This window comes from Shimia thalassica, assembly GCF_001458215.1.
GTDB classification, from domain to species: Bacteria; Pseudomonadota; Alphaproteobacteria; order Rhodobacterales; family Rhodobacteraceae; genus Shimia; species Shimia thalassica.
Genome location: NZ_CYTW01000001.1, coordinates 402,401 through 420,769 on the forward strand (window position 1 = coordinate 402,401; position 18,369 = coordinate 420,769).

General features: G+C 54.0%; 16 protein-coding genes. 14 read left to right on the forward strand and 2 right to left on the reverse strand.

Translation table 11 applies throughout. The features are described from left to right. Nucleotides 1-10 precede the first annotated feature (10 nt). The gene (gene rpoC / locus PH7735_RS01820) at nucleotides 11-4,258 is read left to right on the forward strand and encodes a DNA-directed RNA polymerase subunit beta' (RefSeq protein ID WP_058309627.1); all 4,248 of its coding nucleotides are present in this window, start codon (nucleotides 11-13) and stop codon (nucleotides 4,256-4,258) included. Nucleotides 4,259-4,404: 146 nt separating this feature from the next. Further along, nucleotides 4,405-5,283: a DMT family transporter gene (locus PH7735_RS01825; RefSeq protein ID WP_058309628.1), complete on the forward strand. Its 879-nt coding sequence runs from the start codon at nucleotides 4,405-4,407 to the stop codon at nucleotides 5,281-5,283. Here the strand turns inward: PH7735_RS01825 and PH7735_RS01830 are convergent. Then, the gene (locus tag PH7735_RS01830) at nucleotides 5,280-6,104 is read right to left on the reverse strand and encodes a putative rhamnosyl transferase (RefSeq protein WP_233488258.1); all 825 of its coding nucleotides are present in this window, start codon (nucleotides 6,102-6,104) and stop codon (nucleotides 5,280-5,282) included. The genes PH7735_RS01825 and PH7735_RS01830 overlap by 4 nt on opposite strands. Before the next feature lie 329 nt (nucleotides 6,105-6,433). Between PH7735_RS01830 and rpsL the strand changes: the two genes are divergently transcribed. From rpsL to tuf, 4 genes are all read left to right on the forward strand, one after another. After that, nucleotides 6,434-6,805 carry a 30S ribosomal protein S12 gene (gene rpsL, locus PH7735_RS01835; protein ID WP_054000841.1) on the forward strand — a complete coding sequence of 124 codons (372 nt, stop codon included), beginning with the start codon at nucleotides 6,434-6,436 and terminating at the stop codon, nucleotides 6,803-6,805. 15 nt (nucleotides 6,806-6,820) lie between these two features. Continuing rightward, complete coding sequence (gene rpsG, locus PH7735_RS01840) at nucleotides 6,821-7,291, forward strand: 30S ribosomal protein S7 (RefSeq protein ID WP_058309629.1); 471 nt, start codon at nucleotides 6,821-6,823, stop codon at nucleotides 7,289-7,291. Nucleotides 7,292-7,312: 21 nt separating this feature from the next. Continuing rightward, nucleotides 7,313-9,430 (forward strand): elongation factor G, encoded by a 2,118-nt coding sequence (gene fusA / locus PH7735_RS01845; protein ID WP_058309630.1) that lies wholly within the window; start codon nucleotides 7,313-7,315, stop codon nucleotides 9,428-9,430. A gap of 66 nt (nucleotides 9,431-9,496) precedes the next feature. Beyond that, the gene (tuf, locus tag PH7735_RS01850) at nucleotides 9,497-10,672 is read left to right on the forward strand and encodes an elongation factor Tu (protein ID WP_058309600.1); all 1,176 of its coding nucleotides are present in this window, start codon (nucleotides 9,497-9,499) and stop codon (nucleotides 10,670-10,672) included. Nucleotides 10,673-10,856: 184 nt separating this feature from the next. On the opposite strand, the gene PH7735_RS01855 is transcribed toward tuf, so the two are convergent. Beyond that, nucleotides 10,857-11,630, reverse strand: coding sequence for a lysophospholipid acyltransferase family protein (locus PH7735_RS01855; protein WP_058309631.1), 774 nt, complete (start codon nucleotides 11,628-11,630; stop codon nucleotides 10,857-10,859). Nucleotides 11,631-11,966: 336 nt separating this feature from the next. On the opposite strand from PH7735_RS01855, the gene PH7735_RS01860 reads away from it, so the two are divergent. From PH7735_RS01860 to rplB, 8 genes are all read left to right on the forward strand, one after another. Continuing rightward, nucleotides 11,967-12,221 carry a hypothetical protein gene (locus tag PH7735_RS01860; RefSeq protein ID WP_058309632.1) on the forward strand — a complete coding sequence of 85 codons (255 nt, stop codon included), beginning with the start codon at nucleotides 11,967-11,969 and terminating at the stop codon, nucleotides 12,219-12,221. A 149-nt stretch (nucleotides 12,222-12,370) separates the two neighbouring features. Further along, nucleotides 12,371-12,679, forward strand: coding sequence for a 30S ribosomal protein S10 (gene rpsJ, locus PH7735_RS01865; RefSeq protein WP_044028221.1), 309 nt, complete (start codon nucleotides 12,371-12,373; stop codon nucleotides 12,677-12,679). Nucleotides 12,680-12,694: 15 nt separating this feature from the next. Then, on the forward strand, nucleotides 12,695-13,420 hold the full coding sequence (gene rplC / locus PH7735_RS01870) for a 50S ribosomal protein L3 (RefSeq protein ID WP_058309633.1): 726 nt from the start codon (nucleotides 12,695-12,697) through the stop codon (nucleotides 13,418-13,420). After that, a complete protein-coding gene (rplD, locus tag PH7735_RS01875; protein ID WP_058309634.1) occupies nucleotides 13,417-14,034 on the forward strand; it encodes a 50S ribosomal protein L4 in 618 nt (205 codons plus the stop codon). Before rplC ends, rplD begins: the two co-directional genes overlap by 4 nt. After that, nucleotides 14,031-14,327, forward strand: coding sequence for a 50S ribosomal protein L23 (locus PH7735_RS01880; protein ID WP_058309635.1), 297 nt, complete (start codon nucleotides 14,031-14,033; stop codon nucleotides 14,325-14,327). Before rplD ends, PH7735_RS01880 begins: the two co-directional genes overlap by 4 nt. Before the next feature lie 579 nt (nucleotides 14,328-14,906). Beyond that, nucleotides 14,907-15,941 carry a fatty acid desaturase gene (locus PH7735_RS01885; RefSeq protein WP_058309636.1) on the forward strand — a complete coding sequence of 345 codons (1,035 nt, stop codon included), beginning with the start codon at nucleotides 14,907-14,909 and terminating at the stop codon, nucleotides 15,939-15,941. A 264-nt stretch (nucleotides 15,942-16,205) separates the two neighbouring features. Further along, the gene (locus tag PH7735_RS01890) at nucleotides 16,206-17,165 is read left to right on the forward strand and encodes a Hint domain-containing protein (protein WP_233488259.1); all 960 of its coding nucleotides are present in this window, start codon (nucleotides 16,206-16,208) and stop codon (nucleotides 17,163-17,165) included. A gap of 361 nt (nucleotides 17,166-17,526) precedes the next feature. Then, entirely contained in the window at nucleotides 17,527-18,369 is an 843-nt protein-coding gene (gene rplB, locus PH7735_RS01895; RefSeq protein WP_058309637.1) for a 50S ribosomal protein L2, read from the forward strand.

Below are 18,369 nucleotides of genomic sequence, written 5' to 3' on the forward strand. Positions count from 1 at the left end.
GGACATCAAAATGAACCAGGAAATCACAAACAACCCGTTCAACCCAGTTGCACCGGTTAAAACCTTCGACGAAATCAAGGTCTCGCTGGCATCGCCAGAGCGGATCCTGTCGTGGTCGTATGGTGAGATCAAAAAACCTGAGACGATCAACTATCGGACGTTCAAGCCCGAGCGTGATGGTCTGTTCTGCGCACGTATTTTTGGCCCGATCAAAGACTACGAATGTCTCTGCGGCAAATATAAGCGCATGAAGTATCGCGGCGTTGTCTGCGAAAAATGTGGTGTTGAAGTTACGCTTCAAAAAGTACGTCGCGAGCGTATGGGCCACATTGAACTGGCGTCGCCTGTTGCACACATCTGGTTCCTGAAATCGCTTCCGTCGCGTATCGGCTTGATGCTGGACATGACATTGCGTGATCTGGAACGCGTTCTGTACTTTGAAAACTATGTTGTCATCGAGCCTGGTCTGACCGACCTGCAATACGGCCAGATGCTGACTGAAGAAGAGTTCATGGACGCGCAGGATGCCTATGGCATGGATGCTTTCACCGCCAACATCGGTGCTGAAGCGATCCGTGAAATGCTGGCTGCGATCGATCTGGAATCCGAAGCTGACCAACTGCGTGCCGATCTGGCCGAAGCCACTGGTGAGTTGAAGCCCAAGAAGATCATCAAACGTCTGAAAGTCGTTGAATCCTTCCTCGAGTCGGGCAACCGTCCAGAGTGGATGATCCTGACAGTTATTCCTGTGATCCCGCCAGAGCTGCGCCCGCTGGTGCCGCTGGATGGTGGCCGTTTCGCGACGTCGGATCTGAACGATCTGTATCGCCGCGTGATCAACCGGAACAACCGTCTGAAGCGTCTGATTGAACTGCGCGCACCTGACATCATCGTCCGCAACGAAAAGCGGATGCTGCAAGAGTCGGTTGACGCATTGTTCGACAATGGCCGTCGTGGCCGCGTGATCACCGGCGCCAACAAGCGCCCGCTGAAATCGCTGTCTGACATGCTGAAAGGTAAGCAAGGTCGCTTCCGTCAAAACCTTTTGGGTAAGCGCGTCGACTTCTCGGGTCGTTCGGTCATTGTGACCGGTCCGGAATTGAAGCTGCACCAATGTGGTTTGCCGAAAAAGATGGCGCTTGAGCTGTTCAAGCCTTTCATCTACTCGCGTCTTGAAGCCAAAGGTCTGTCTTCCACTGTGAAGCAAGCCAAGAAGCTGGTCGAAAAAGAGCGTCCCGAAGTTTGGGATATCTTGGACGAAGTGATCCGCGAACACCCCGTCATGCTGAACCGTGCGCCTACGTTGCACCGTTTGGGCATTCAGGCGTTCGAACCCGTTCTGATCGAAGGTAAAGCCATCCAGCTTCACCCGCTGGTTTGTTCGGCGTTTAACGCTGACTTTGACGGTGACCAAATGGCGGTTCACGTTCCTCTGAGCCTCGAGGCACAGTTGGAAGCACGTGTTCTGATGATGTCGACGAACAACGTTCTGTCGCCAGCAAACGGCGCGCCGATCATCGTTCCTTCGCAGGATATGATCTTGGGTCTGTACTATACGACCATCGAACGCGAAGGCATGAAGGGCGAAGGCATGGTCTTCTCCTCGATTGACGAAGTTCAGTACGCTCTGGATTCCGGCGCGGTGCATTTGCACTCGAAGGTGACGGCCCGTATCCCGCAGATTGACGAAAACGGTATGGAAGTCATGAAGCGCTTCGAAACCACTCCGGGACGTGTTCGTTTGGGGTCTCTGCTGCCGCAGAACGCCAAGGCGCCTTTCGAGCTGGTCAACAAGCTGCTTCGTAAGAAAGACGTTCAGGCCGTGATTGATACCGTCTACCGGTATTGCGGTCAGAAAGAGTCGGTTATCTTCTGTGACCAGATCATGGGCATGGGTTTCCGCGAAGCGTTCAAGGCCGGTATTTCGTTTGGTAAAGACGACATGGTCATTCCTGATGACAAGTGGGGCATCGTTGATGAAACCCGCGATCAGGTTAAAGACTTTGAACAACAGTACATGGACGGCCTGATCACTCAGGGTGAAAAGTACAACAAAGTTGTTGATGCGTGGTCGAAGTGTAACGATCAGGTCACCGACGCTATGATGAACACCATTTCGGATGTGAAGCGCGATGATAATGGCGCCGAAGCAGAGCCGAACTCGGTTTACATGATGGCGCACTCTGGTGCGCGTGGCTCGGTTACGCAGATGAAACAGCTGGGCGGTATGCGTGGTCTGATGGCCAAGCCGAACGGCGACATCATCGAGACCCCAATTATCTCGAACTTTAAAGAAGGTCTGACCGTTCTCGAGTACTTCAACTCGACCCACGGTGCCCGTAAGGGTCTGTCGGATACCGCTTTGAAAACTGCGAACTCGGGTTACCTGACACGTCGTCTGGTTGATGTTGCACAAGACTGTATCGTTCGTATGCACGACTGTGGAACGGAGAACACCATCACTGCAGAAGCTGCCGTGAACGACGGTGAAGTCGTCGCGACACTGGCCGAGCGTATTCTGGGCCGCGTTGCTGGCGAAGATATCCTGCGTCCGGGTACGGATGAGGTTCTCGTTGCAAAAGGCGAACTGATCGACGAACGCATGGCGGACTCGATCGACGAAGCCGGTGTGGCCTCGACACGCATTCGCTCGCCTCTGACATGTGAGTCGGAAGAAGGCGTTTGTGCCCAGTGTTACGGTCGTGACCTTGCGCGTGGTACACGCGTGAACGTTGGCGAAGCAGTCGGGATTATCGCGGCTCAGTCGATTGGTGAACCCGGTACACAGCTGACCATGCGTACATTCCACATTGGTGGTGTTGCGCAGGGTGGCCAACAGTCCTTCCTCGAAGCATCGCAAGACGGTAAAATCGTATTTGAGAACGCTGCCGTTCTTGAGAACGACAAAGGCGACCTGCTGGTGATGGGCCGTAACATGAAACTCATCATCATCGATGAGAATGGCGAAGAACGTGCCAACCACAAGGTTGGCTATGGTTCGAAGCTGTTCGTTCGTGACGGTGAAGTGATTGCTCGCGGTGCCAAACTGTTCGAATGGGATCCGTATACTTTGCCAATTCTGGCCGAGAAGTCGGGTACATCGAAATATGTTGACCTTGTTTCGGGTATTGCTGTTCGCGAAGACACCGATGAAGCAACCGGTATGACACAGAAGATCGTGTCGGACTGGCGTGCGGCACCAAAAGGCAACGAGTTGAAGCCGGAAATCATTCTGGTGGACGCAGATGGCGAACCAGTCCGCAACGATGCGGGCAACCCGGTTCACTATCCGATGTCTGTGGATGCGATTCTGTCGGTTGAAGACGGTGAACCCGTCAAAGCTGGTGATGTTGTTGCGCGTATTCCGCGTGAAGGTGCCAAAACCAAGGACATTACCGGTGGTCTGCCACGTGTTGCGGAACTGTTCGAAGCTCGTCGTCCGAAAGACCACGCGATCATCGCCGAAATCGATGGTTATGTGCGCTTTGGACGTGACTACAAGAACAAACGTCGTATCTCGATCGAGGCTTCGGAAGAAGGTCGTGATCCGGTTGAATACATGGTGCCCAAGGGCAAGCACATTCCTGTTCAGGAAGGTGACTTCGTTCAAAAGGGCGATTACATCATGGACGGCAACCCGGCACCTCACGACATTCTGTCGATCATGGGTGTAGAAGCTCTGGCCGACTATATGATCGACGAAGTTCAGGACGTTTATCGTCTGCAGGGCGTGAAGATCAACGATAAGCACATCGAAGTGATCGTGCGTCAGATGTTGCAAAAATGGGAGATCTTGGACTCAGGTGAAACCACTTTGCTCAAAGGCGAACACGTCGATAAACAAGAATTCGATGCCGCCAACGAAAAGGCTTCTTCGGAAGGTCGTCGCCTTGCGTCTGGCGAACCGATCCTCTTGGGTATCACCAAAGCTTCGTTGCAGACACGTTCGTTCATCTCGGCGGCGTCTTTCCAGGAAACCACACGTGTTCTGACCGAGGCATCTGTCCAAGGTAAGAAAGACAAACTGGTTGGTCTGAAAGAGAACGTCATCGTTGGTCGTCTGATCCCGGCTGGTACTGGTGGGGCAACCCAGAAAGTTCGTCGTGTTGCTCAGGATCGTGACAACGTTGTTCTGGAAGCGCGTCGTGAAGAAGCCGAAGCAGCAGCAGCTCTTGCTGCGCCCTCGGAAGAATTCACAGCGGATTCTGTTTTCGACAGCGGCTTGGTTGAGACACCGGAAAGCCGTGATCAGGACTAATCGCGTCCTCATATGATTTTGCAAAGGCCTCCGACATCGTGTCGGGGGCCTTTGTCGTTCCGGGGCCATGCTCCTGTGATTTTGGGCTTGGAGAAAGCATCAATGCGCCTTACCGTCGGCTGGTTTGCAGCTGATCGGGGGGCGGGATGCATAACCTTTCGGATAACATGAAAGGCGCGGTGCTGATGATGTGCAGCATGGCCGCCTTTACGTTTAACGACACCTGCGTCAAGCTGATCGGCACGGACATGCCGCTGTTCCAGCTGTTGTTCCTGCGCGCCTGTATCACGTCGGTTTTGATCTACGCGATGGCCCGTTCTATGGGCGCAATCCGGTTGCGGTTTCCTCGGCGTGACTGGGCCCTGATCGGGTTGAGAACCGCAAGCGAGATCAGTGCCGCCTATTTCTTTATTACGGCCCTCATGCACATGCCGATTGGCAATGTGACCGCTGTTTTGCAGGTGTTGCCCCTGACCGTCACGCTGGGAGGCGCCCTGTTTTTTGGTGAGCGCGTAGGATGGCGCAGGATATCGGCCATCTTGATTGGCTTCTTTGGAATGCTGCTGATCGTGCGGCCGGGTCCGGATGGGTTTGACACCTATGCGTTCTATGCGCTGGCGGCCGTCGTGTGTGTGACCGCGCGCGATCTGTCTACGCGAAAAATGTCTTCAGAAGTGCCCTCAATGACAGTGACGCTGTCGGCGTCTTTGGGGGTTCTTTTGTTCTCCGGCGTGGCAACGCTTGGGGAAACATGGGTGGCTGTTTCACAGCGGGACATGATGCTTTTGGGGGGCGCATCGTTCTTCATAATCGGGGGGTATCTGTTTTCGGTGTTGGTGATGCGCGTTGGCGAAGTCGCCGTGGTCGCCCCTTTTCGCTACACAGGGCTGCTTTGGGCGTTGTTGCTGGGGCTGGTGGTGTTTGGCGAATGGCCCGATGCGATCACCCTGATCGGGGCGGCAATCGTTGTGGCAACAGGGGTGTTTACCCTCATCCGCGAAGGCCATGTTCGCCGCGCGCGTTAGGTCGCGCTGTAAAGTTCCCGCACACGATTTGCATCAATGTTAAAGACCTTGCGAAGATGGGCTTCGCCTTTGGCATCCAGAGGATCAAGGCGGACAGGGCGCACGTTTGCCTTCTGACGCGAGTCATTGTGCGCATTGTGCCCGCGCATAAACATGTCTTCGCCGGTAAAACTGACAACGGGCATGAAGCGGGCCAGCCGGCTGTGGCCAAAGTTCATCACGGTGTTCTTGACGCTCTTCTTGGCGGAAACCGCAAGTCCGGCTGTCCAGAGAGGCTCGACCGTTGGTTTCGCATCAAGACCGTTCGCCGTCGGGCGTACAATCCAGCCTTGATTGAAATCTATGGCAACGTGGCGGTTCTTGCGTAACAGCGGGCGCAGGTCCTGCGCGGCGTCTCGAAGGCGTTCGACATAGTGAATACCCACCGCGTCATCGTCATCCATGCGAAATTGCAGGCAGGGTTCTGTGCGCCCGTCACGCAGGCTGTTGATCGCTTCTTGCATGACCGGACGGTGCGGGCCGGGGGGGCGTTCCTGAATGACCGCTTGCGGCAGATCGTCCAGCAACCCGACAAGCCGCTCACGATAATGGGTCGGAAGGTCGTCACCGATTACGACGAGAAACTGAAAGTTCTGATCTGTTTGGGCCTTCAGTGGCGGCAAGGTCAAAGCCTCGAAAGTGCGAAAGCGGTCTTCCATCCGTTCGGGCGAATAGAGATAGGCGGATCGTTCTTCGGTGCTGTCATGTTCGACCTGAAAACCTCCGATGGCAGGCCATGAAAAACGGCAAAGCCCGATCACTTGCATATCCTGGCTGTCCATGTCAGTTCTCCTGCTCTGCGATCTCGGGGCACCATTGCATTGCCTTCCTGGCAAGGCAACCTGACCAAGCTGTTGACAAGCGGTGCGACTCCTCATATATGCCCCCTCATCCGGCATAAGAGGTCCACCTTTTTACGCCGAAATCAAATCTGTAGTGGTCAAGGTCCGAGCTGCTTTGAAGCTTCGACCCTCTGTTACAACACCGCGTCGTTTGCCTCGGAATGGAAACGATTGCGGTTTTTGCGCTTGCCTATGGGTGAGTTGCAGCAACCTTAGCCGCATGGAGTTCGCTTCGTGCAAAACTTGTAGCAAACGGGGAAAGATACCGAATGCCAACGATCCAACAGCTGATCCGCAAACCGCGCCAGCCGAAAATTAAGCGCTCGAAGTCGCAACACCTGGAGCAGTGCCCACAGAAACGTGGCGTGTGCACACGTGTTTACACAACGACTCCGAAGAAACCGAACTCTGCTATGCGTAAAGTTGCGAAGGTTCGCCTGACCAACGGTTACGAAGTGATTTCGTACATCCCAGGTGAAAGCCACAACCTTCAGGAACACTCTGTTGTTCTGATCCGCGGCGGTCGTGTAAAAGACCTTCCGGGTGTCCGCTACCACATTCTGCGTGGTGTATTGGATACCCAAGGCGTCAAAGACCGTAAGCAACGTCGTTCGAAATACGGCGCGAAGCGTCCTAAGTAAGAAGGAGAGGCTGAGATGTCACGTCGTCACGCCGCTGAAAAACGCGAGATTCTGCCCGACGCCAAATATGGCGATAAGGTTCTGAGCAAGTTCATGAACAACCTGATGATCGACGGTAAAAAGTCGGTTGCAGAAACCATCGTTTACAACGCCCTCGATCGCGTTGAGACAAAAATCAAACGTGCCCCCGTGGAAGTTTTCCATGAAGCATTGGACAACATCAAACCTTCTGTAGAGGTTCGTTCGCGTCGTGTGGGTGGTGCTACCTATCAGGTGCCGGTCGAGGTTCGCCCCGAGCGCCGTGAAGCTTTGGCCATTCGCTGGCTGATCACTGCTTCGCGTAAGCGTAACGAGAACACTATGGAAGAGCGCCTTGCTGGTGAACTTCTTGACGCAGTGAACTCGCGCGGTACCGCAGTTAAGAAACGCGAAGACACCCATAAGATGGCCGAAGCCAACAAAGCTTTCAGCCATTATCGTTGGTAACTCCCAGAGGACATTAGACCAATGGCACGCGACTATACACTGAACCATTACCGTAACTTCGGTATCATGGCGCACATCGATGCAGGTAAAACAACCTGTTCGGAACGCATCCTGTACTACACTGGCAAATCCCACAACATTGGTGAGGTGCACGATGGTGCAGCCACCATGGACTGGATGGAGCAAGAGCAGGAACGCGGAATTACCATTACTTCGGCTGCGACAACCACATTCTGGGAACGCACTGAAGATGGTCAAACTGCGGATACACCCAAGCACCGTCTGAACATCATCGACACTCCCGGCCACGTTGACTTCACCATTGAAGTTGAGCGTTCGCTGGCGGTTCTCGATGGTGCTGTCTGTGTTCTGGATGCGAACGCTGGTGTCGAGCCCCAAACCGAAACCGTGTGGCGTCAGGCTGACCGCTACAAGGTTCCGCGTATGGTTTTCGTCAACAAGATGGACAAGATCGGCGCAGACTTCTTTAACTGCGTTCACATGATCGAAGATCGCACAGGTGCGGTTGCTATTCCGGTTGGTGTTCCAATCGGCGCAGAAACCGAACTTGAGGGTCTGGTTGATCTGGTCACCATGGAAGAATGGCTGTGGCAGGGTGAAGACCTTGGCGCGTCGTGGATCAAAGCACCGATCCGCGAAAGCCTGCAGGACATGGCGAACACATGGCGTGCCAAGATGGTCGAAGCGGCTGTCGAAATGGACGACGACGCGATGATGGAATACCTGGAAGGCAACGAGCCTGACGTTCCAACCCTGCGCGCACTGCTGCGCAAAGGGACACTGGAAATGGCATTCGTTCCTGTTCTTGGTGGTTCTGCCTTCAAAAACAAAGGTGTTCAGCCTCTGCTCAACGCCGTAATCGACTATCTGCCCAGCCCGCTGGACGTTGTTGATTACATGGGCTTTGCGCCGGGTGACGAAACCGAAGAACGTAACATTGCACGTCGCGCAGACGATGACATGGCGTTCTCGGGACTGGCGTTCAAAATCATGAACGACCCCTTCGTTGGATCGCTGACCTTTACACGTATCTATTCGGGTACGCTGAACAAAGGTGACACTCTCTTGAACTCGACCAAAGGTCGTAAAGAGCGTGTTGGCCGGATGATGATGATGCACTCGAACGACCGTGAAGAAATCACGGAAGCGTTCGCAGGCGACATTATCGCACTGGCGGGTCTGAAAGACACCACCACTGGTGACACTCTGTGTGCCGTAAACGAGCCTGTTGTTCTTGAAACAATGACGTTCCCCGATCCTGTGATCGAGATCGCTGTTGAGCCCAAGACAAAAGCTGACCAAGAGAAAATGTCTCAAGGTCTGGCACGTCTGGCTGCAGAAGATCCATCGTTCCGTGTGGAAACTGACCTGGAATCAGGCCAGACCATCATGAAGGGTATGGGCGAACTTCACCTGGACATCCTCGTGGACCGTCTGAAGCGCGAATTCAAAGTGGAAGCAAACATCGGTGCGCCGCAGGTTGCTTATCGCGAGACCATTGGTCACGAAGTCGAGCACAGCTACACCCACAAGAAACAGTCGGGTGGTTCGGGTCAGTTCGGTGAGGTTAAACTCATCATCACCCCGACAGAAGCTGGTGAAGGCTACTCGTTCGAGTCGCGTATCGTTGGTGGTTCGGTTCCCAAGGAATACATCCCTGGCGTTGAAAAAGGCATCAAATCGGTTATGGACAGCGGCCCTCTGGCTGGCTTCCCCGTGATCGACTTCAAAGTCGCCCTGATCGACGGTAAGTTCCACGATGTTGACTCGAGTGTTCTGGCCTTCGAAATCGCTGCACGTATGTGCATGCGTGAAGGCATGCGTTTGGCTGGCGCCAAACTTCTCGAGCCAGTGATGAAAGTCGAAGTGATCACTCCGGAAGAATATACCGGTGGTATCATTGGCGATCTGACATCGCGTCGTGGTCAGGTAACTGGTCAGGAACCTCGCGGTAACGCTGTTGCAATCGATTGTTTTGTGCCTCTGGCCAACATGTTCGGTTACATCAACACACTGCGTTCGATGTCTTCGGGCCGCGCCCAGTTCTCGATGCAATTCGATCACTATGATCCGGTTCCATCGAACATCTCGGAAGAAATTCAGGCGAAATACGCATAAGCGTACGCCCAAGCGAAATTGGGGAAGCGGTTTGCGCTTCCTCTCTTCAGATCAAAGGAGGCCATCATGGCTAAGGAAAAGTTTGAACGCAGTAAGCCGCACTGCAACATCGGCACCATCGGTCACGTTGACCACGGTAAAACGACGCTGACCGCAGCGATCACCAAGCAATTTGGTGACTTCAAAGCGTATGACGAGATCGACGGCGCGCCCGAAGAAAAAGCTCGCGGCATCACCATCTCGACTGCACACGTTGAGTATGAAACCGAAAACCGTCACTACGCACACGTCGACTGCCCCGGCCACGCTGACTATGTTAAGAACATGATCACTGGTGCGGCTCAGATGGACGGCGCTATTCTGGTTGTGAACGCTGCTGACGGCCCAATGCCTCAGACTCGTGAGCACATCCTGTTGGGTCGCCAGGTTGGCATCCCTTCGATGGTTGTTTTCATGAACAAAGTTGACCAGGTTGACGACGAAGAGCTTCTCGAGCTCGTTGAAATGGAAATCCGTGAACTGCTGACCGAATACGACTATCCAGGTGACGACATTCCTGTGATCGCTGGTTCGGCTCTGGCTGCTCTGGAAGACCGTGACGACAACATCGGCAAAGACAAAATTGCCGAGCTGATGGCGGCTGTTGACGAATACATCCCACAGCCACCACGTGCTGTTGACGAGCCTTTCCTGATGCCGATCGAAGACGTGTTCTCGATCTCGGGTCGTGGTACAGTTGTAACCGGCCGTGTTGAGCGTGGCGTGATCAATGTTGGCGACAACATCGAAATCGTTGGTATCAAAGACACCACCACAACCACCTGTACCGGTGTTGAAATGTTCCGCAAGCTGCTGGATCGCGGTGAAGCAGGCGACAACATCGGCGCTCTGCTGCGTGGTATCGACCGTGAGTCGGTTGAGCGTGGTCAGGTTCTGTGTAAGCCAGGTTCGGTTACACCACACACCAAGTTCGAAGCAGAAGCCTACATCCTGACCAAGGATGAAGGTGGCCGTCACACGCCATTCTTCGCGAACTACCGTCCACAGTTCTACTTCCGTACAACTGACGTGACCGGCACAGTTGAACTGCCAGCAGGTACCGAAATGGTCATGCCAGGCGACAACCTGAAGTTCAACGTCGAGCTGATCGCACCAATCGCGATGGAGCAAGGCCTGCGCTTTGCGATCCGTGAAGGCGGCCGTACCGTTGGTTCGGGTGTTGTATCGAAAATCGTCGAGTAATCTCTCTTCGATCTGAATACCGGAAAGGCCGCCCAAGGGCGGCCTTTTTGCTTTGGGGTGAAGCGTTTTGCAGGGCGCGTCTGTGCTGTCAGTTAGGTCAGGCAATTGCTAATCGTGCTGCTGGCAGGTCAGGCGGCAAAGCTAACCAAGACCCATGAAGGTGACCGGCAAAGGCGCGGGGTAATTACCCCTTGTCAAAAACGGCCATCATCGTGTTACGCAGGCGCGTGACGTCTTCATCAACCGTCGCCTCTGGATCGCATTTGAAGGGCGGCAAGGCTTCTACACGGATTGTGCCGCTTTTGGGTACGAAACGTCCGCGCGGCAAAAGCTGATCAGAGTCATGGATGACGATGGGGCGAATCATGCGGCCGGTTTCGCGTGCGACCAGAACTGCACCGGCTTTGAACTCGCCCAAAGACTCGGATTTGGTGCGTGTCCCTTCCGGAAACAGGACCACAGACCGGCGTTCAGGCATCGAGTGCACTGCCGCGCTGAGGGTGGCTTTGGCGACTTTGCCGCTCTTGCGGTCAATTTCCACCAGACCCGCGCCCTTGAACCCTGTCTTGAGCAGGGCGGCATCGCACAGTTCTTTCTTGGCGGCAAAGGTGAACCATTTGCTGTCCGGGACAACATCCATCAACACAAAGCCGTCGAGATGGCTGCGGTGGTTGATAACGATGACGCTGTTTGAATCCTGTGCAAGGTCCTGCTTGTTGGCTTCTGACATCTCGGCGCGGATGCTCAGCAACCACAAAAGGCGAGAGCAAGCCCGTTTAACCAACCGCCAATACCATCCACGAAATCCGGTACGTTTCGCGCAGATCAGCGGGACAAAGGCGATAAACAAAAAGTAGAGCGGCCCAAAAAGGATCAGCATGATGCGCTTGAGGACGCGGGTCGGGAAACCGTCGATCGGCGTGGTCGCGTTGCCATGCGGCTGAGGGGCGTTTGCCATAATACCTGTCACTTATTCTGGCCCTAAAAGGGCATGGGGCCATGAAAGGTCTTATCTGTTTGAACCGTACAGCGTCACGACACGCGCTGACAAAATGGGCGAACCCGTCTCTTTCGTTTGTCTATCAGGCAATAAGTGAACCTGTGCAACGAAAAAGCTGACCTACGGGAAGTTTGACGCGATCGGGCTGGGTAGCTGAACGGGGAGCCAAATTGGTTCGTTGGGCGCATGATGATCGTGTATGAAGCGGAAATCCACTTTGAAGCTTGTACGGTTTCTCATATACCCGCCAAACGGGATGGTAGCCCGTGAATCAATTTAGTGAGTGAACGAGACATGAAAAAAGTAATTATTCCTCTGATGGCGGTAGGCTTCGTGGCCGCTTGTGGTGGTGCGCCATCGAATAACCAGATGACGGTTGATCGCGATGGTGCGAATTTTTCAGGCACGGCTGGCTCGGACTGGACAGATCAGGATTTGCGTACGAATGCCTTTGCCGCATTGTGCCCAACAGACCAAAAGGTGGCGAACCTGATAGTTTCGCGCGATGAAAAGGGCGTCGCAAAGTTTAGCGGCACATGCGTTAAGTAAGACTTGCCAACACCGATACAGCGCTCTATATCGCGCTAGTTCTCAATGAGAACACGAAGGCGGGGTGATTCCCGCCTTTTGGGTTCGACGAGGGTTCGCGGTGGTCGCAGATCCTCCTCTCAACTCCAACGCCAATAAAGGCTAATGTAATGCAAAGCCAAAACATTCGCATTCGGCTGAAGGCTTTTGATTACCGTGTACTGGATGCCAGCACTCAGGAAATCGTGAACACTGCAAAGCGCACCGGCGCTCAGGTTCGTGGCCCGATCCCACTTCCCAACAAGATTGAGAAGTTCACAGTTCTTCGTGGTCCCCACGTTGACAAGAAGTCCCGCGATCAGTTCGAGATCCGTACGCACAAGCGTCTGCTCGACATCGTTGATCCGACCCCCCAGACCGTGGACGCGCTTATGAAGCTCGACCTGGCGGCTGGCGTTGACGTCCAGATTTCGGTTTAAGGAGGGTATAGGAATATGCGCTCTGGTATTATCGCGAAAAAAGTGGGCATGACCCGCTTGTTCATGGAAGACGGCAAGCAGATCCCTGTAACCGTTCTTCAACTGGAAAACCTGCAGGTTGTTGCACAGCGTACTGTCGAAACCGACGGTTACACCGCTGTTCAGCTGGGCGCTGGTTCGGCCAAAGCAAAACGCACATCGCAAGCGATGCGCGGTCACTTTGCAAAGGCGAACGTTGCTCCCAAGCGTAAGGTTGCGGAATTCCGCGTCTCCGAAGATGCCCTGATTGAAGTGGGGGCTGAAATTTCAGCAGAACACTATCTTGAAGGTCAAAAAGTTGACGTCGCTGGCACATCGATCGGTAAAGGTTTTGCCGGTGCTATGAAGCGTCACAACTTCGGCGGTCTGCGTGCTTCGCACGGTGTTTCGATCTCGCACCGTTCGCACGGTTCGACCGGCCAATGTCAGGACCCCGGCAAGGTGTTCAAAGGCAAGAAAATGGCGGGTCACATGGGTGCCGTTCGTGTAACGACCCAAAACCTTGAAGTTGTTAAAACCGACGCCGATCGTGGTTTGGTTTTCATCAAAGGCGCCGTACCTGGTCCAAAATCAGGTTGGGTGACTGTCAAGGACGCCGTGAAGAAGAAAGCCCCTGAAGGTCTGCCTTTCCCGGCCGGTCTGAAAGTTGCTGCAACTGAAGCGCCTGCGGAAGAAGTTGCCGCGGAAGGTGGTGAAGCATGAAACTTGACGTGATCAATCTCGACGGCGGCAAAGCCGGTTCGATCGATCTGGACGAAGCACTGTTTGGCCTTGAGCCACGTGCAGACATCCTGCACCGTGTGGTTCGTTGGCAGCGTAACAACGCTCAAGCCGGCACTCACAAAGTGAAGACTCGTTCGGAAGTCAAATACTCGACCAAGAAGATCTATCGCCAAAAAGGCACCGGTGGCGCACGCCACGGCGCTCGCTCGGCTCCGATCTTCCGTGGTGGTGGGGTCTATAAGGGACCGGTTGTTCGTAGCCACGGCCACGAGCTGACCAAAAAGTTCCGTAAATTGGGTCTGCGTCACGCGCTGTCCGCCAAAGCGAAAGCTGGCGAACTGGTTGTGATCGAGAATGCCGACACCGAAGGTAAAACTGCCGCGCTGGCCAAGCAGGTGAAAAACCTGGGTTGGAAACGTGCACTGGTTATTGATGGCGCAGCCGTCAATGAAGGTTTCCTGAAAGCAGCTAGCAACATCGAAGGTCTGGATATCCTGCCGTCGATGGGCGCAAACGTCTATGATATCCTCAAGCGTGACACTCTCGTGATCACCAAAGCGGGTATCGAAGCTCTGGAGGCTCGTTTGAAATGACCGCTAAGGCAGAACATTACGACGTGATCCGCAAGCCGATCATCACTGAAAAATCCACAATGGCATCCGAAAACGGTGCAGTTGTTTTTGAAGTGGCTATCGACTCGAACAAACCTCAGATCAAAGAAGCTGTTGAAGCTCTTTTTGGTGTGAAGGTCAAAGCGGTGAACACCACTATCACCAAGGGTAAAGTCAAGCGGTTCAAAGGACAGCTCGGCAAGCGTAAAGACGTGAAAAAAGCGTACGTGACCCTGGAAGAAGGCAACACAATCGACGTGAGCACTGGTCTCTAAGATTTGTCTTTTTGAAAATTGACGAAGCCCCTCGCAAACGCGGGGGGCTTTTTCATTTGGGGGAGGGGCCTCGCGCCGAGATCGTGATCACCCAATCCGGTTTCCCCCTCACGCCCTAGCACCGCGCGTCCTTGATGGATCGAATCGGCATCTTTCGCACGTTCAGCGAAGACAGCTAGATGGGGTGGTCTGACAATCGTCGGGCCGCGAATTCTTCGTCGGCGAAGGAACGCTCAAAAAGCAGGTTCTTTTGTTGCACAGAACAGGGGTGGCGCAAACGCGCACTAACCTGCCAGTTTTCGGGGCGCGAAGAGGCGGAGCTGTTTCGCAAAATTCCCGTCTAAAATACTCGGGATGCCTTATTCTTAGGGCGATGACGTTAGCGCCTCTCTTCCTTGGCAAGGGGCACCGTTGAGTCTTCGCGCAGGGTTTGTGGCTGGTATGTCCCCATATCAGGGGCACTCAAACCTGTGGCAGATCGCCTTCTCCGCAAGATTTGATGAATCAATCCAAAAAGCGGCATTTGCGCTACGTCAATCTTCGTATAAGAGGGCTTCAAACTGAGGAAAAAGCAGTCTTATGTTCGATCAATCAAATTCCTCTGGGCAACGCCCCGAGGCACGGGCCGCCAGAGAGTGGGTCAAAGTTCTCGCCAAGTATCGTGAACCGAGCACACTGCGCAGCGTTTTCGAATTTGCAGTGACCATTGGTCCTTTCCTGCTGTTGTGGGTTCTGGCGTGGTGGTCTCTGTCCGTCAGCTATTGGCTCACCTTTGGTATTTCGGTGATCAACGCGGCGTTTGTTGTTCGTTTGTTTGCGATCCAGCATGATTGCGGACACGGCGCGTTTCTGAACAACAGAACAGTTAGCGACTGGCTTGGTCGGTTCTTGGGTGTTCTGACACTCACGCCATATGATGTCTGGCGCCGTTCGCATTCGATTCACCATAGTTCTGCGGGCAACCTCGGGCGTCGCGGATATGGTGACATTCATACGATGACCGTGGCCGAATATATGGAACTGTCCCCACGCAGCCGCCTTATGTATCGGTTGTACCGGAACCCGCTTATCTTGTTTGGTTTTGGCCCTGCTTACCTGTTCTTGTTCCAGAACCGGCTGCCGCTGGGGTTCACTGACCGCGCCAAATACTGGGTCAGTGCAATGGGCACCAACATTGCCATTCTGGTTGGATTGGGTGTGATTTACTATTTCGGTGGCCTGATGCCGATCCTGCTGATTTTCCTACCGTCTACGCTTCTGGCCGCAACGGCTGGGATGTGGCTGTTCTATGTGCAGCACCAGTTCGAGGGCACACATTGGAATTCCGAAGAAGACTGGCAGCTTCACGAAGCCGCGCTGGAAGGCAGCTCGCACTATGTGATGCCACCCGTGTTGCAGTGGTTGAGCGCCAATATCGGCATCCACCACGTGCACCATCTGTATAGCCGGATCCCCTTCTATCGCTTGCCCGAAGTTCTGAGAGACTATCAAGAACTTGCCGAGAGCAACCGCATGACGATCCGCGAAAGCCTTGGCAGCGTAAATTTGAACCTGTGGGACGAAGAAAGCAGACAGCTTTTGTCCTTTTCCCAAGTGCGCGCGCGCTACAGCTAATCCGGTCTTTTTTATGTCGAAAGCTGCGGCCGACATTTTCTGACTGGCGCAAAATAGAATTGAATGGCCCTTCGTTGCAAGACGGAGGGCCTTTTTTATGCACAAATTACTAGGCCCGACGTTTCCTGAACTGCGTTCGATTTTCCCGATCCAAAGGGCGTAACGCCTCCCGGCAGATTGGGGTCATACATTTTTCAGATTTGATCCACTTTTTCTCCATACCCATCTGCGACTGTTTGCTGTGGAATACCTCGGAGACTGCGCATGCCCCCCATTAACCTGATCGTCAACGGCACCTTTGATGCCCAGGCCGCGGGCTGGAGTGGGACCGACATCGAGGCCAATCACAGGGAAAGAGCGTATCTTGGAAACGGGTCCTCGAACCGGGTTGCTGAAATGGATGGGCGATCCGGATTTGTTACCGTTATGGAGCAAAGCTTCGATGTCACCAGTTCAACGGCGACGGAGCTGACATTTGATTCCGCGTTGCGAACTGCGTCGAATGGCAATGCGGGTCTCGAAGGGTTCACCGTCGAAATTCTGGATAGCAGCAATACCGTGATTGCGTCTTTGACGGTGCTGCCCACGGCGAATTCGCTGACGGGATATTCATTGCCCGTGACCTTTCCGGCTGCTGGAACCTACACGCTGCGTCTTACAGAGCTGGGACCGAACGATAGCCTTGGAGCTATTGTCGATAACATCGAACTGATGGTGTGTTTTCGTGGACAGACGCACCTTCGAACACCATTGGGCGAAAAACCTGCGAAGGACATCGCCGTGGGCGATCTTGTCGAAACTGAAAATGGACCCAAAGCCGTGCGCTGGGTTGGCCGCAGAAAGCTTGCAATGTCCGAAATTGCGAGTGATCCAAAACTATACCCCGTCAAGATCTCCGCTGGGGCGTTTGGTCGGGAATTTCCGGCCTCTGATCTTTGGGTGTCGCGACAACATCGTATGTTGGTAAGTTCTCCGGTTTGTTTGCGTATGTTTGGCCAAAGCAATGTTTTGGTCTCTGCCATTTGGCTTACCGCCTTGCCAGATATCTATGTGGATACGTCTGTGACCGAAGTTGACTATGTGCACATTCTTTTTGATGAACATGAGATTGTGTTTGCAGAAGGGTGCCCCAGTGAAAGCCTGCTTCTGGGGCCAGAGGCGAAGAAGTCATGTCGTCAGAGGCGCTGGATGAGATCTACACGTTGTTTCCGGCTCTTAAGATGATGTCGCCTACCGCAATGACCACCCATTGTATTCCCAAAAGGGCACAGCAGAAAAAACTGTTGCACAGGCTTTCCAAGAACGGACGTGTTGCATTGGAAAACTATGATGATGTATCCTCAATCCGTCCGGCAGCCTGACAGATATTGGTCCTTTTGACCAATGATCCCGGATGCACTGGACACCTCTTCTATCCGCTGCTATTAGCAGCCATCGCACTAGCCTCAGATTCGTTCTGGGGCCGGTTCGTTTTGAATTGGGCACCTGCGGGGGCCTACACCATCGGCCACCTTCGGGGGGCTAAACATAGCGGAGATATCGGGCGAACCCGTTGCTCCGCATTGCTAAACGGAAGACAGAAAGCATGGCACTCAAGTCGTATAAACCGACGACGCCGGGCCAGCGTGGGCTGGTTCTGATCGACCGTTCGGAGCTTTGGAAAGGGCGTCCGGTCAAATCTCTTACTGAGGGTTTGACCAAATCGGGCGGTCGGAACAACACCGGACGGATCACCTCGCGTCGTCGCGGCGGTGGCGCAAAACGCCTTTACCGTATTGTTGACTTCAAACGTAATAAATTCGATGTTTCGGCAACCGTCGAACGTATCGAATATGACCCTAACCGTACCGCCTTCATCGCATTGGTGAAGTACGAAGACGGCGAGCAAGCATACATCTTGGCTCCGCAGCGTCTCGCAGTTGGCGATCAGGTCATTGCTTCGGCAAAAGCCGACATCAAGCCGGGCAACGCAATGCCGTTTTCGGGCATGCCAATCGGTACCATCATTCACAACATCGAACTGAAGCCAGGCAAAGGCGGTCAAATCGCTCGTGCCGCTGGTACTTACGCTCAGTTTGTTGGTCGTGACGGTGGATACGCTCAGATTCGCCTCTCGTCGGGTGAATTGCGCATGGTCCGTCAGGAATGCATGGCCACCGTTGGTGCCGTGTCGAACCCCGACAACTCGAACCAGAACTACGGTAAAGCCGGTCGTATGCGCCACAAAGGCAAACGTCCTTCGGTCCGTGGTGTGGTTATGAACCCGATCGATCACCCTCACGGTGGTGGTGAAGGTCGTACGTCTGGTGGTCGTCACCCGGTTTCGCCTTGGGGCAAACCAACCAAAGGTGCTCGTACCCGCAACAAGAACAAAGCGTCGCAAAAGCTTATTATCCGCTCGCGTCACGCCAAGAAGAAGGGACGTTAA

Coding starts and splice junctions, on each gene's coding strand:
- rpoC (WP_058309627.1), top strand. CDS start 11: ATGAACCAGGAAATCACAAACAACCCGTTCAACCCAGTTGCACCGGTT.
- PH7735_RS01825 (WP_058309628.1), top strand. CDS start 4,405: ATGCATAACCTTTCGGATAACATGAAAGGCGCGGTGCTGATGATGTGC.
- PH7735_RS01830 (WP_233488258.1), bottom strand. CDS start 6,104: ATGGACAGCCAGGATATGCAAGTGATCGGGCTTTGCCGTTTTTCATGG.
- rpsL (WP_054000841.1), top strand. CDS start 6,434: ATGCCAACGATCCAACAGCTGATCCGCAAACCGCGCCAGCCGAAAATT.
- rpsG (WP_058309629.1), top strand. CDS start 6,821: ATGTCACGTCGTCACGCCGCTGAAAAACGCGAGATTCTGCCCGACGCC.
- fusA (WP_058309630.1), top strand. CDS start 7,313: ATGGCACGCGACTATACACTGAACCATTACCGTAACTTCGGTATCATG.
- tuf (WP_058309600.1), top strand. CDS start 9,497: ATGGCTAAGGAAAAGTTTGAACGCAGTAAGCCGCACTGCAACATCGGC.
- PH7735_RS01855 (WP_058309631.1), bottom strand. CDS start 11,630: ATGGCAAACGCCCCTCAGCCGCATGGCAACGCGACCACGCCGATCGAC.
- PH7735_RS01860 (WP_058309632.1), top strand. CDS start 11,967: ATGAAAAAAGTAATTATTCCTCTGATGGCGGTAGGCTTCGTGGCCGCT.
- rpsJ (WP_044028221.1), top strand. CDS start 12,371: ATGCAAAGCCAAAACATTCGCATTCGGCTGAAGGCTTTTGATTACCGT.
- rplC (WP_058309633.1), top strand. CDS start 12,695: ATGCGCTCTGGTATTATCGCGAAAAAAGTGGGCATGACCCGCTTGTTC.
- rplD (WP_058309634.1), top strand. CDS start 13,417: ATGAAACTTGACGTGATCAATCTCGACGGCGGCAAAGCCGGTTCGATC.
- PH7735_RS01880 (WP_058309635.1), top strand. CDS start 14,031: ATGACCGCTAAGGCAGAACATTACGACGTGATCCGCAAGCCGATCATC.
- PH7735_RS01885 (WP_058309636.1), top strand. CDS start 14,907: ATGTTCGATCAATCAAATTCCTCTGGGCAACGCCCCGAGGCACGGGCC.
- PH7735_RS01890 (WP_233488259.1), top strand. CDS start 16,206: ATGCCCCCCATTAACCTGATCGTCAACGGCACCTTTGATGCCCAGGCC.
- rplB (WP_058309637.1), top strand. CDS start 17,527: ATGGCACTCAAGTCGTATAAACCGACGACGCCGGGCCAGCGTGGGCTG.